Annotated in this window: 11 protein-coding genes; 5 read left to right on the top strand and 6 right to left on the bottom strand. The window is 48.3% G+C overall.

The features are described 5' to 3' along the window. Window positions 1–66 precede the first annotated feature (66 nt). From MHI06_RS12430 to MHI06_RS12415, 4 genes are read left to right on the top strand one after another with little or no spacing between them, the layout of a single operon-like run. Window positions 67–981 carry a sugar ABC transporter permease gene (locus tag MHI06_RS12430; RefSeq protein WP_047842642.1) on the top strand — a complete coding sequence of 305 codons (915 nt, stop codon included), beginning with the start codon at window positions 67–69 and terminating at the stop codon, window positions 979–981. A 5-nt stretch (window positions 982–986) separates the two neighbouring features. Continuing rightward, complete coding sequence (locus MHI06_RS12425; protein WP_062835997.1) at window positions 987–1,826, top strand: carbohydrate ABC transporter permease; 840 nt, start codon at window positions 987–989, stop codon at window positions 1,824–1,826. Window positions 1,827–1,865: 39 nt separating this feature from the next. Then, complete coding sequence (locus MHI06_RS12420; protein ID WP_340401647.1) at window positions 1,866–3,191, top strand: extracellular solute-binding protein; 1,326 nt, start codon at window positions 1,866–1,868, stop codon at window positions 3,189–3,191. Window positions 3,192–3,214: 23 nt separating this feature from the next. Further along, entirely contained in the window at window positions 3,215–4,861 is a 1,647-nt protein-coding gene (locus MHI06_RS12415) for a hypothetical protein (protein ID WP_340401646.1), read from the top strand. A gap of 73 nt (window positions 4,862–4,934) precedes the next feature. On the opposite strand, the gene MHI06_RS12410 is transcribed toward MHI06_RS12415, so the two are convergent. After that, window positions 4,935–5,279 carry a hypothetical protein gene (locus tag MHI06_RS12410; RefSeq protein WP_169482838.1) on the bottom strand — a complete coding sequence of 115 codons (345 nt, stop codon included), beginning with the start codon at window positions 5,277–5,279 and terminating at the stop codon, window positions 4,935–4,937. Window positions 5,280–5,402: 123 nt separating this feature from the next. Between MHI06_RS12410 and MHI06_RS12405 the strand changes: the two genes are divergently transcribed. Next, window positions 5,403–5,825, top strand: coding sequence for a hypothetical protein (locus MHI06_RS12405; RefSeq protein ID WP_169482839.1), 423 nt, complete (start codon window positions 5,403–5,405; stop codon window positions 5,823–5,825). 199 nt (window positions 5,826–6,024) lie between these two features. On the opposite strand, the gene MHI06_RS12400 is transcribed toward MHI06_RS12405, so the two are convergent. From MHI06_RS12400 to MHI06_RS12380, 5 genes are all read right to left on the bottom strand, one after another. Next, entirely contained in the window at window positions 6,025–9,198 is a 3,174-nt protein-coding gene (locus MHI06_RS12400) for a bifunctional cytochrome P450/NADPH--P450 reductase (protein WP_340401645.1), read from the bottom strand. Between the two features lie 297 nt (window positions 9,199–9,495). Continuing rightward, on the bottom strand, window positions 9,496–10,050 hold the full coding sequence (locus tag MHI06_RS12395) for a glutathione peroxidase (RefSeq protein ID WP_340401644.1): 555 nt from the start codon (window positions 10,048–10,050) through the stop codon (window positions 9,496–9,498). A 215-nt stretch (window positions 10,051–10,265) separates the two neighbouring features. Further along, complete coding sequence (locus MHI06_RS12390; RefSeq protein ID WP_340401643.1) at window positions 10,266–10,991, bottom strand: LUD domain-containing protein; 726 nt, start codon at window positions 10,989–10,991, stop codon at window positions 10,266–10,268. Next, window positions 10,981–12,498, bottom strand: coding sequence for a LutB/LldF family L-lactate oxidation iron-sulfur protein (locus tag MHI06_RS12385; RefSeq protein ID WP_076330804.1), 1,518 nt, complete (start codon window positions 12,496–12,498; stop codon window positions 10,981–10,983). Before MHI06_RS12385 ends, MHI06_RS12390 begins: the two co-directional genes overlap by 11 nt. Further along, on the bottom strand, window positions 12,495–13,223 hold the full coding sequence (locus MHI06_RS12380) for a (Fe-S)-binding protein (protein WP_017688927.1): 729 nt from the start codon (window positions 13,221–13,223) through the stop codon (window positions 12,495–12,497). The genes MHI06_RS12385 and MHI06_RS12380 overlap by 4 nt, the downstream gene beginning before the upstream one ends. Between the last annotated feature and the right edge of the window lie 31 nt (window positions 13,224–13,254).

Below are 13,254 nucleotides of genomic sequence, written 5' to 3'. Positions count from 1 at the left end.
CCGTATGTTGTAAGCGGATTCATAACTGGTGACCATTATTCTTACCCATTCAGAAGGGAGGCACATATGAAAAAACAGACCAAGCCCTTATACGGTCAGCACAATACCACAGCCTACTTGTTTCTTCTGCCCTGGCTGATCGGACTCTTCTGTCTGACACTGGGACCGATGGTTGCGTCCCTATACTTATCCATGACCAAATTCAATCTACTGTCATCACCGACTTGGACTGGACTCAGCAACTATGTTCACATCTTTACCGAGGACGATACCTTTCGCAGGTCCCTTGGGCTGACGTTTTATTATGTCTTTCTATCCGTTCCACTAAGGCTCGCCTTCGCCCTATTGGTGGCAATGGCGCTGAACAAAGGAATTCGAGCCCTCGGCATCTACCGGACCGTATATTACATCCCTTCCCTCTTGGGTGGCAGCGTCGCGATTGCAATCGTCTGGCGGCAACTTTTTGAGGGGAATGGATTGGTCAATCAGTTTTTAAGCTGGTTTGGTATCTCGGGACCATCCTGGATTGCGCATCCGGATTATGTAGTCTATACCATCATTACACTATCCGTGTGGCAATTCGGGTCTGCCATGGTCATCTTTCTTGCGGGTCTGAAACAGATCCCGGCAGACTTATATGAAGCTTCCGATGTCGATGGAGCGGGCAAGATACGTCAATTTTTTGGAATTACCCTGCCCATGCTCTCCCCCGTTATCTTTTTTAACCTGATCATGAGCATGATCAATTCATTCCAGGCGTTTACACCAGCTTATGTGATCGGGGATGGCCGCGGGGGTCCACTCGATGCAACGATGTTCTATACCTTGTATCTGTATCTGAAAGGTTTCTCGTTCTTTGATATGGGTTATGCTTCGGCTCTGGCATGGATCATGTTGGTCATTATCGGAGTATTTACCGCAATCGTCTTTGTCACATCCCGATTTTGGGTGTTCTACGGGGATAATCAGGAGGGGAGGTAATGCATATGCCAATCAAACGACAACTGGTTCAGGCCGGGAGGCATGCCGCCATTATACTCCTCGGTCTGCTGATGTTATATCCAGTACTATGGTTGATTCTCAGTTCGTTTAAACCGAACCATCTCATCTTCACCAGTGGCAGTCTTTTCCCAACCAGCTTCACGCTGGAGCACTATATTAATGGCTGGAAAGGTCTCCAGGGCATCTCCTTCGGCCGTTTCTTCGGCAACTCCGTGCTGATCTCGGTCATGAGTGTGCTGGGCAATGTGATCTCCTGTTCCCTTGCAGCCTTCGCCTTCTCCAGATTGAAGTTCAGATTCAAAGGCCTGTGGTTCAGCATGATGTTGATCACGATTATGTTGCCTTACCATGTTACTCTGGTTCCCCAGTACATTCTCTATAATGAGCTTCAATGGATTAATACGTATTTCCCGCTGATTCTGCCCAAGTGGCTCGCGCAGGATTCCTTCTTCATCTTGCTCATGGTTCAATTCATACGCGGTATACCGCGGGAGCTGGACGAGAGTGCAACCATTGACGGTTGCGGGCAATCACAGATCTTTTTCCGAATCGTAGTGCCACTGCTCGTTCCAGCACTGATTACAACCGCGATCTTCACCTTCCTGTGGAGCTGGGATGATTTTTTCAGCCAGATGATCTATCTGAGCAAAATTGATCTGTTCACCGTGCAGCTGGGCATTCGGTCTCTCTTCGATCCATCAGGACAATCCGATTGGGGCGCTTTGCTCGCCATGTCCACCCTGTCACTGCTTCCCGTGACCATCATCTTTTTACTGTTTCAGCGATATTTCCTTGAGGGCATTGCGACGACAGGTCTGAAGTAACAACACGTTTCTCATTATCCACAGACAGGGGGATTTACCATGTTCAAACGCTTCATGATCGGTATGATCACTTCACTCTTGTTATTCGTAACCGCTTGCTCCGGAACAGACCATACGGGTGCTAATGACGCAAGCAATGGTAATGATAATGGAACTACCGAGGGCGGACAGGTCGAACTGCGCATCATGTGGTGGGGTGACCAGAAACGGGCAGATATTACGAATGAAGCCTTGAAGATCTTTCAGGCAAAACATCCGGATATTAAAATTGTAGGTGAATTTGCACCCTCCTCCGGATATTTCGACAAACTGAATACACAGTTGGCATCAGGCACAGCACCAGATGTCTTTTTCCTTGGTGGAAATGTCGTGGACTATGCCAAAAAAGATGTCCTACTTAATCTGGACCCGTATGTAGGCAACGAACTGAATCTGGACGGTATGGATGAAACCATGATCGAATACGGACGTCTCGACGGGAAGCTGCAACATATCTCTGCCGGTGCGAACGCACGGGGAATTGTTGTGAATCAGGCACTCTTCGAGAAAGCCGGCGTGCCTTTGCCAGCTTCAGATTGGGACTGGGCGGACTATGCCGCCATTAGCAAGGAGTTGTCCGACAAGCTCGGAGACGGCTTCTATGGAACGTACAATTTTACCGTCGACGGAATGGATATTTATCTAAAACAACGGGGTAAACAGCTGTATGACATGAAAAACGGCACACTCGGATTCGCCAAGGAAGATATTCTGGAATGGTTCCAGTATTGGGAAAAGACTTCGGCATCCGGCGGTGTAGTTACACCGGAATTGCAGGTATCCAACCCGCATGATGACACCAGTAAGTCCCTGTTGATCACAGGTAAAGCAGCCATGACCCTCCTGCCCTCCAACCAGCTGGCTGCGTTCCAGAGCTTGACGGAAGACCCGTTAGTTCTTCTCCCTGTACCACGTGGCCCTAAGGGAACGGGAGTTGTATTTGAATCCAGTCAGGGATTATCAGGTTATGCCAATACGAAACACCCGAAGGAAGTGGCGACGTTGATGAACTTCTGGATTCATGATCCTGAAGCAGCCAAAATCCTCGGTAATGACCGCGGGGTGCCCGTTACGGAAGCCAATCGAAATCTTCTTCAGGAAGGTGCAGGCCCTGTGGAGGAGATTGTCTATAACTATACGAGCCTTGTCTCCGAAGCTACGAAGACTGAACCTTTTGACGTAAGTTACAATCCTCCGGGATTTGCAGAGTTCTCCAAGTTAGCTCAGACGACGAATCAGGAGATCGGATTTGGACGAAAAAGTGTGGAGCAAGCTGTCTCCGACTTCTATAACGGTACCGTTCGGATCTTTGAATCGAATCAATAAGCAGACGTTACAAGGAGGAACAAATGACAGAAGAGATACTGAATCGGCTACGCAACATTTCGATAATGGATCAAGTTCAGCCAGTTAAACCGGAAGATCAGCAGTTATTACAGGAATGGCATGCGTCGGGTATCCGGTTTGCGGCATCGGGCGGTCAAATGGAAGCTACGTATTATGCGGCAGTGGAAAAATTGCTTGCTTGCATCCTGCCCCTAGGAGACAGCGATCCCATTTTACAAGAAGGTGGCATCTATCTGGGATGTTGGTTAGAGAGCACAGGTACCATCAATGCGGAGCTGCTGTCTCGCCTGCTGCCTTCCGTGTCCGAAACAACGTACCTCGCATTTGCCGAGCAGCAAAGAGATGATGGATTGCTTCCGTATAAACTCACGGCAAACGGACCCTCTTTCCGGCAAATCCAGTTGGTCACTCCACTGGCACGCAGTGTGTGGAACCACTATCAGCTTCATGGCAAGCACTCGTCTTTCCTCAATACGATGTATAAGGCCATGGTTCGTTACGATGAGTGGATTGCACGCAACCGTAATACTCGAGGAACCGGCTGTGTAGAAGCCTTCAGTACGTTTGATACCGGACATGACTTATCTCCCCGATTCTGGCATGTTCCGGATACACCTTACATGAATGATGCTTCTGCCTATCACCCGGATTCTCCGATTCTGCCGTTTCTGGCACCAGATCTGACCGCTAATATCTATTGTCAGCGCATGTATCTGTCCCGTATGGCTGAGGAGCTTGGAGAATCCGGAACGGATTGGAAAGCAAAAGCCGAGTCCAGCCTGGAAAGTCTCTTCCGTTATTGTTACGACGAACAGGATATGTTCTTCTATGATCGGGATCGCAATGACGAATTGGTCAGAGTCCAATCTGATGTGTTGCTCCGCGTAATGGCCTGCGAGGTGGGCGACCGTGAATTGTTCGATAATATGCTGCGTCGGTACCTGTTGAATACAAGGAAGTTTTTCGCTAAATACCCGTTCACATCGATTTCAATGGATGATCCCAGATTCGATCCCTTTTCCTCCTATAACAGCTGGGGAGGGGCATCCAATTTCCTGAGTCTGATTCGGGCACCACACGCATTCGAGTATCATCATCGTTATGTGGAGCTAACCTGGGTAATGCAGCCTATCTTGTCCGCTCTATCCAAAGATAAGCGATTTGGTCAGGTACTAAGCCCATGGACCGGAGAACAAGGTTATACCGAGACTTACTCACCTACTATCCTTTGTCTTCTCGATTATGTGGAGCGATTATGCGGAATTATGCCTGTTGGATCGAATCAGCTCTGGTTTACCGGTCTGCTTCCTATCGATATGGATCATGGTGAGATCGTATCTGGCAACACGGCTTATAGCCGGAAGGTCCATGGACTAAGATATGAATTGGTCAACACTCCTGATCGCATGACGGTATATCTGGAAGGCAAGGTTCATCTGGACGGCCCGTCAGGGATTCGACTGGTGACGGATCATAGTGGACATCTGGAAGGCGTTATTGGAATGAGCGTCCGCACCGTCGAGGGAGAGCTTTTCTATCAAGGAGAGCGTATTCCGATTCGGATCAAAGGAAATGAAATGCAGCGTTATGCTAATGGAAGTTTGAGAACCGAGCGCGATATTGGCATCATCCATCCTACGTATCGTTAATTGTTCGTATGCAAAAAGCGCAAGTTGCGGAGGTTTACTGCCCCTGCACTTGCGCTTTTCCCTTTCTTTATTTCTACACCTTCCGTTGCCACGCCGGATGACGATAAAATTCAATCGTATCAATATAATTTACCGTGAACTGCTGTTCCACATCCGACAAGTTCAACAGTTTGCGGTCGATTTGCTTCATCCCCATGACCACATCATGCCTTAACAGGTCCATCGCAATTTTGCCTACAAACCCGCCTTCCATCTCTTTATGCTTGGTACGAAACTCTTCATTGTAGATCAGTTCAGGCGTGAATGCCGCTTCGACGAATGCATTAACGAGCGTAAGCTCATTGTCCTCGATCTGCACTGCCATATAATAATTGCCACGCTCATCCTTAATGAGGTCTTTATACATTTCTACGATCATGTGAATCACTCCTCTATTATAAAAGAAACCCCGTTAGCCTTAACGAACATGGGCTATCAAACGTACACCTTCCGACCCCGTTCCTTCATATACTAGGTACAAATGGCGAACGGAGGAATACTTATGAGCTGGCAGCATCTCCATACTGGAAAAACACTTCAGCAGCGTCTGGCAGAACTCCAGGGGCACCTTGCCGAACTGAATACTCCACTCTCCGGGTTGGAACCGGGACGTATTCGTCGTGTCTATTCAAAGCAGTTTATCAAAGTAAACCGTCAATTATTCATTCCACTCAGCCTGAATTCCATTCGGGTATTCGATATTCCTCGAACACGGCGAGGCATCAGAGTCGGAATCCGTACGACGTTCCCTTCCTGGAATGCATTTAACAATATCAGACTTGTAGGCGTGGGATTGGATTATCTTGAACTCCAGGGAAAAGGCAGAGTCCCTTCCCGTATTCTATTTCCTCTCTCCAGCGTTGAGTCGATCTATCGGCCAACCGCCGGAAGAAAGAGCCTGAAACGGCCTTGTAGCCGGAAGTAAAGCTGGTTCTTTTCACAAACCTTATACTGGTTTCCGAATGTCTGCATACGGGTGCTCCCTTCCAATATATAATTATAACCCATGCGCCCACTCTTCTGCTGAAGAATCAGTTTATGTCAAAAAGCGGTGAGAACAGAACTGCTTCTGTATCTCACCGCTCAGCCAATTACGGATCAAGCTGATCCTTCACATGTTTAGTTCAGATGCCTGTCCATACGTCCTTGGCATAACGACCTTCCTGCTGAAGCTGATTAAGCCAATCTTCTGCTTCCTTCGCGGACTTGCCGTGAATATCAGTGTATGCCTGCTGGAGAGTAGCTTCCACATCAGGTGCCATTTTGCTACCATCACCACAAATATACAGATGCGCACCCGCTTCAAGCAAAGGAATCAGATGACGGGCATCGTCTCTCATCAGATGCTGTACATAACATTTTTCTTCCCCATCCACTCGGGAGAAGGCCGTGTGAAGCTCTACAAGTCCTTCTTGCTGGGCCGCTTCCAGTTCATTTTTGTACAGATAATCATGTTCGGGATTCCGGCATCCAAAGTACAGATGGGCTTCGCCAACCTCTTGACCTTGTTCCTTCAAAACATGCCTTGCCTGAAGGAAACCACGGAATGGGGCAACGCCTGTACCCGGACCCACCATGATGACGGGAACCTGTGCATCCTCCGGCAGTTGGAAACCGGATTCCGGTGTCCGGGTAAACATGACAATCTCATCACCCGACTTCAGGTTAGCCAGATAGTTGGACGCAATGCCTTTGTATTCTCCCTGTCCACTCCATGCCGGGGCACGCACAACACTAACCGTAATACTCGCTTGATCGGGCTGAACACGTGGTGAACTGGAGATCGAATAATATCTGGCTTTTAATGAAGGCAGTAATTCCAGGAAACGCTCGAACGGCAGTTCACATGCCTCATATTTCACCAGATAGTCCAGCATGGATATCCGTTTATTCCGCACTTCATCCATATACATGGATTCATCAAGCAGCGCTTCAAGCTCTTTCTTGTGCGGTGGACATACTGTGTATGCTGCCATTTCTCTCAGCTGCGCACGAGTTGCCGCCTCCTGAAGCTCAACGCTATGACTGAGCAGATCGTACAGGTTAACAGGTTGATGCAACGGTAGATGAGCGGCACTCCGACCGGATGCATCCAGAACCAGATGCTCCGTACCAGTAAATCCGTATCGACGAAGTACACGTTCCACAAGCTCCGGTGGATTCTGCGGCAGAATGCCCAGATGATCCCCTTCCTTGTAGGTTATGCCTTCAGGCAATTTGATCTCCAGGTGACGTGTGCTACGTTCACTGCCCGCGTTATGAAGCTCCCTGTTCTCCAGTACTTCTGCCACATGTGCATCATACGTACCCGCAAGCGGGGTCACGGCGAGTCCGCTGACAAATTGTACAGACAGTGAGCTACGTTCGCTATTGGAACTTGTGTTTAATTTCAGTCCCATCATTCGTGCGAGATCCGGCCATAATTGCTCTGTCCAATCCCCCACCTGTTTCTCAAAATCGCCGCTTGCATCTGACTCACCCAGCGGCGATAATCGCTCTGCTCCTCTGGAAGATAACTGTTCATCTATTAAACGCGGAATACGCTGATAGGTGCTGGCCCAGTTGTGGTCACCGCATCCAAGAACGGCGAAACGCACACCTTTGAATTCATTGGCATCCGCATGTTCGATCCACTCGACAAACATCTTGGCATTACTTGGCGGCTGACCATTATAGGATGCACTGACAATAATAACGGCACCATCTTTCGGCAGTTTGCCAACGCGATCATCCAGCGCAGCAACCTCACTACGGAAACCCTGATATCTGGCAGTATCCGCAATTTCACGTGCAATACCTTCCGCGGTACCTAGATTAGAACCGTACAAAACAAGCATCGGTGTGTGATGGGCATTCGCCGCATCCGGCTCTGTTCTTTTGGCAACTGGCGTCGGTTCTTCGACCGATACACCCGGAACGGCCATAACTGGCTGACCGCCACGCGCACGTACACGAATTGTAAAGTTATCCGGTTTGAGCGTCAGGGTTTCTTTCACCTTTAACTGATAATCGGAATGATCTATGAAGTCAAAATGCTTGAGCACCATGCCCAGTACGAGCGTTGCTTCCTGAAGTGCAAACTGCTGACCAATGCAGGCCCGCTGACCATTACCGAAAGGTTTGTAAGCATCATGCGGCACTTTGCTCGGATCTTCGAATCGTTCCGGACGGAATTCCTCTACGTCGTCTCCCCATGCTTCGCGGTCGCGATGCAGCTTGGGAATAAGCACACTGACGCTGTCTCCTTTTTGCAAAGGATATTGACCCGCAAGTACCGTGTCCTCTTTCGCATACAGGGAAAATGCCGGGGCCGTCGGCCATAACCGCAGTGATTCATTCAAAATCATGCGAACGTACTTCAGATTGCGAACCTGGTTGTACGTTGGAACTGGATCTTTCAGAATCTGATCCACCTCAGCTTGGGCTTTAGCCAGCGTATCCGGATTCTTCATCAGATAATAGACAGCGAAGGATAACAGTCCACTTGTGGTCTCATGTCCAGCGATCAGGAAGGTAATAATCTGATAACGGATGTTCTCATCATCCAGTGTTTCTCCCGTCTCCGGGTCCTTGCCGCTGAGCATGTGAGACAACAGATCGTCTGCGCCTTCCTGTGGCTGTTCTTTGCGCTCGGCAATAATGTGGTCCACCAGCGAGAACATCGAACGGATATCCTGTTCAAACTGTTTCTTTTTGGTGATCATCAGCTTGTCTTGCAGACGCAGTCGCTGCAATGAACTCATGGATTCGTCCAACGCACGAACCATGCTCGTAATGAATGGATGTGGTTCTTCCCGATAAAAGCTGTTAAACCGATAGTTGAACCCACATAGTCCAATCGTGTCGAGCGTAAGCCGTGTCATATCATCTGGAACGTTAACCGTCTCATCCGGGTTCAATCGTGACCATTTCTGAACCAGCTGCACAGCCAGATCAATCATTTTGTTGTGGTATCCCTGCATGGCACGTTGACTGAAGCTTGGTAGCAACACGTTATGGGCTTTTTTCCAATTCGGTTCTTCGGTCCAACTCGTAAACAGTCCATCTCCTGCAAAAGCACGAACCTTAGCCAGAGGTGCCCACACACGTTTGTCAAATTTGGATTCATCTGTTACCTCAGCGACCAGTTCGTGACCGGAAATATACAATTCACTCCGCCCCGGGTATTCCATACGAAAGATCGGTCCATATTCTTCAGCCAGTTTCACCAGGGATTGCACCGGCTCATCAAAGTTTAATTGCGGCAAGTTGCCCAGTGGGCCAAATGTTTTCGGTTGAGGCACTGAAATTGGTGGCATGACACTCACTCCTTCTTTCCAAGTTAAGAGTTCTACAACTAAAAAATAATGACGTGACTACAGACGCGATTACACTTACTCTTCAGAACAACCATTCAAGTTATTTTTTGCACATTTTCATATTTCATCCAGATAACTATAAAACCACAATAGAACTAACTGACCGAAATGGTATATTGGTCATTTTTGATCAAAAAAAATGTATGCATTGGTTATCTTCTTTTACCCTAACATTTCCAGTTCTAATCTTCAACAGTCCCAAAGTCATAGGACCTCAGGACAGGGATTGCGATATACCTATGATTTCTTCAACAGATTCTGAATAACCGACTCCATCTCTAATGGAGCTACTGTCGTTTCATAACGGCCATGGACGTCCCCATTACGATCAATCAGGAATTTGGTGAAATTCCATTTGATCCCGTCTCCTTGGTACAACTCTGGATACTTTTCCTTCACAAAGGTGTCCATCCATTTTCCTTCCTTCGTGGCCAGATCATAACCTTGAAATGGCGCTTCTTCAATCAGATAACGGAACACTGGATGCGCCGATTGCCCAACGACCTCAACCTTCTCCAAAATCGGAAAGGATATCTGAAACTGACTTCTGCAATACTCGGCTATTTCCATGTTACTCCCAGGTTCTTTACCGTTAAACTGGTTGCACGGGAACGCCAGAATTTCCAGTCCCTGATCACGATAGTTCTCATACATCTGCTGAAGTTCACTGAACTGGCGGGAGTAGCTACACCGGCTTGCTGTATTCACAATAAGCAGTACTTTGCCTTTTAAAGCAGAAAAATCACCCTCGTGTCCATCCATGAACGGAACCTGGTAAGAAAATATACTCATGTCTACTCATCCTCCTCTTTCTCTTTCGTACCTCATATAAATTCGCTCTTGAAATGGATTATACGCCTCCATTATTAATAGGTGAAATATATAATAAATATAATATCAATAGCTTTTAACTATAAAATGTAAACAAAAAAAACTGCCCTCAGCAGACGAATTCTGCATCTAGGACAGTTATCAAATCTTGATGCTCTATCACGATCAACACACCGTTAACCCATAATCAAACCATATACAATACCTGGTCCGTGTACGCCAATGGTTAAATCATTTTCAATATCGGAAGAGCGGCTTGGCCCTGAAATAAAGTGAATGCCTGCCGGAAGATTCTCTCTTCCCGCTTCGTCAAATCGATCCAACGTCTCACCCAGTCTGGTGTACAGTCGATCCACTGGAATAATGATGATGAGTACCGTAGGCAACAGACTCACTGACCGACCTTTTTCCGGTGAAGAAAGCACAGTGACCGAGCCTGTGTATGCTGTCGCATAATCCGCCATGACCACCCCGATATCAGCCTCAGCTGCACGTGCCCTCCAGTTCTCATCCGCTTGACTATTCCAGACTGAGATCTGCACATCCGGTAACTGTTCTTCCAATCCGAGATCCTTTAGCGCCTGTTCATTTTGGCGAATGATATATTTCGCACTCAGTTCATGAGATTTGTTGGCAATAAATTGAGACACTTCTTCCATGTTCTGAACCCGGGCAATGTGGGCGCCTACACTCACAAAGTTATCGGTAAATGCTTGAATGCGCTTCTCTTCATCCCATTCCAGCTCAGTCCAAAAGTCGGGTGCTCCCCGAAAGGGTTGGGTCGGCGCATGTTGTTGCCTTGGTCTTCTCAATTTCGAAGCAATGTCATTCATGAACTGCTCCTGTTGCTCCATGGACTTCTTCTCCAATTGCGCGAGCCATTGCTGATGTTCAGTGACCATGCTTATCCTCCCCTTCCTCTCGTTCACGAATAATCTGCTCCATGCGGCTGCGAACGGAAGAATTCATGGCCGGTTGCTCCTGGTTCAATTCTTGGTCCAACTTGTTCCATTGCTGCCGGAAAGATTTCTTGGCGAGACTTGGCGCAACCCGATAATTATTCCAGCCTTTGAGTGGACCCAGCTTGAGAGAAATGCCGTTGTTGCGTACAACTGCCTTTTGTCCGATCTGTCCCAGACGTATGGCCGCACTGAAGCGTTTCGAATTGGAAACCACGGCAGCAAAGCCCTTCATGCCCATGCTCTCCATTTTGTTTCCATGACCATCCTCTACCTTGCGTCTGCGTAAATAAACGAGCATATCATGCAGCGGAATTTTGACCGGACATGCTTCATAGCAGGCTCCGCAAAGACTCGAAGCACCGGCAATATCATTCCATTCATCAATGTTGCCATTGAGTGCGGGTGTCAGTACCGCGCCAATCGGTCCACTATAGGTTCCACCGTAGGCATGACCTCCAATATGGCGATATACCGGGCAAGCATTCAGACAAGCACCGCAGCGAATACAATTCAGCAGTTCTTGGAATTCGGGATCACCGAGCTGAAGGGATCGACCGTTATCCACGATAATAATGTGCATTTCATCCGGCCCATCCGCATCCGCTGTACGGCGAGGACCTGTTATGCCTGACATGTACATCGTGAGTTTTTGACCTGTTGCAGAGCGCGGCAACAAGGTTGCCATGACCTCCAGATCCGTCCACGACGGGATGATCCGCTCCATGCCCATGAGTGTAATCTGCGTTTTGGGAACAGTGGATACCATACGGGCATTGCCTTCATTTTCGAACAAAACCATGGAACCTGTCTCTGCAATTGCAAAATTGCATCCAGTCATGCCGATATCCGCTTCGAGGAACTTCTCGCGCAGCTTTTTGCGAACAAATCCGGCAAGTACCGTCGTGTCCGGCTCCAGAATTTCACCCGCTTCTTTGGATAACAACTCTGCGATCTGATAGCGGTTCTTATGGATGGCTGGAATGACAATATGAGAAGGAGCTTCGCCTGCCAGCTGAATGATGTATTCACCCAGATCGGTCTCGATGGCTTCAATGCCCGCCGACTCCAAAACATGATTCAGATGTACTTCCTCCGACACCATCGATTTGGACTTCACCACCGTAGAAGCTTGCTTGTGTGCCGCAATATCCAGCGCAATTGCCGCTGCTTCCACCGATGTATCTGCAAAATGAATATGAACCCCATTCGCACGGGCGTTATTCACAAATTCATTCAGATAATAATCCAGATACGCAATCGTATGCAGACGAATCTGCCGGCCACGCTCCCGCCATTCATCCCAATTCCCATGTTCTTCTGAGGCGGACTTTTTCCCGTTACGCAATCGTTCTGTCGTGAACTTTACCGCTTTACGCAGAAAATCATCATTCAAGGCCAGTCCGGCACGTTCTTTGACCGTAGTATCCATAACTCCCGGTTGGCTCATCCTGTTCGCACCCCCTCATACAGTAGTTCCGCCAAATGCATCACACGCACCGGTTCATTCCGATAACGCAGATTACCTGCGATATTCATCAGACAGGCCATGTCCAGCCCCACCAGTACTTCGGCTTGTGTCTCTTTGACATGATCGACCTTCTCCGTCACCATCGCTCCTGAAATATCGGACATTTTAATAGCAAATGTGCCCCCAAACCCACAGCAATCCTCAGCGAATGGAAGTGGAACCAATTCCAGACCTTTTACTTGAGAGAGCAGCGCCATCGGCTCATCCTTTACACCAAGCAGACGGCTGCCGTGGCAGGATGGATGATAGGTTACTTTGTGCGGAAAATGTGCACCCAGATCAGTTATCCCGAGTACCTGAACGAGGAATTGAGTGAATTCATAGGCTTTTGCTTCCAATCGTTTTGCCTTCTCCAGCCACACCGGTTCATCCGCGAACAGTTCGGGATAATGATGAATCATATACGTACATGATCCGGATGGACAGACTACAAAATCACTGTCGTCAAACGCTTCAAGAATCGTTTTGGCCGCTACCCGAGTCTCGTCCCAGTACCCGCTATTGTAGGATGGCTGACCGCAGCAGGTCTGAACCGGCGGAAAATCCAGCCGAACGCCATGAGCGGCGAGCAATCTGACCATGGCCTCCCCTACTCGGGGATAGATGGCATCGCTGAGGCAGGTAATGAATAAGGAGACCTTCATAATTACACGCTCCTATTAACTGATTAGTAGA

It is taken from the genome of Paenibacillus sp. FSL H8-0079 (assembly GCF_037991315.1).
Lineage (GTDB): Bacteria > Bacillota > Bacilli > Paenibacillales > Paenibacillaceae > Paenibacillus.
Note: the sequence above shows the minus strand (reverse complement) of the source record. Positions and strands in the feature narration are given on the sequence as shown.

Coding starts and splice junctions, on each gene's coding strand:
- MHI06_RS12395 (WP_340401644.1), bottom strand. CDS start 10,050: ATGAGTATATTTTCTTACCAGGTTCCGTTCATGGATGGACACGAGGGT.
- MHI06_RS12405 (WP_169482839.1), top strand. CDS start 5,403: ATGAGCTGGCAGCATCTCCATACTGGAAAAACACTTCAGCAGCGTCTG.
- MHI06_RS12380 (WP_017688927.1), bottom strand. CDS start 13,223: ATGAAGGTCTCCTTATTCATTACCTGCCTCAGCGATGCCATCTATCCC.
- MHI06_RS12385 (WP_076330804.1), bottom strand. CDS start 12,498: ATGAGCCAACCGGGAGTTATGGATACTACGGTCAAAGAACGTGCCGGA.
- MHI06_RS12410 (WP_169482838.1), bottom strand. CDS start 5,279: ATGATCGTAGAAATGTATAAAGACCTCATTAAGGATGAGCGTGGCAAT.
- MHI06_RS12400 (WP_340401645.1), bottom strand. CDS start 9,198: ATGCCACCAATTTCAGTGCCTCAACCGAAAACATTTGGCCCACTGGGC.
- MHI06_RS12420 (WP_340401647.1), top strand. CDS start 1,866: ATGTTCAAACGCTTCATGATCGGTATGATCACTTCACTCTTGTTATTC.
- MHI06_RS12390 (WP_340401643.1), bottom strand. CDS start 10,991: ATGGTCACTGAACATCAGCAATGGCTCGCGCAATTGGAGAAGAAGTCC.
- MHI06_RS12430 (WP_047842642.1), top strand. CDS start 67: ATGAAAAAACAGACCAAGCCCTTATACGGTCAGCACAATACCACAGCC.
- MHI06_RS12425 (WP_062835997.1), top strand. CDS start 987: ATGCCAATCAAACGACAACTGGTTCAGGCCGGGAGGCATGCCGCCATT.
- MHI06_RS12415 (WP_340401646.1), top strand. CDS start 3,215: ATGACAGAAGAGATACTGAATCGGCTACGCAACATTTCGATAATGGAT.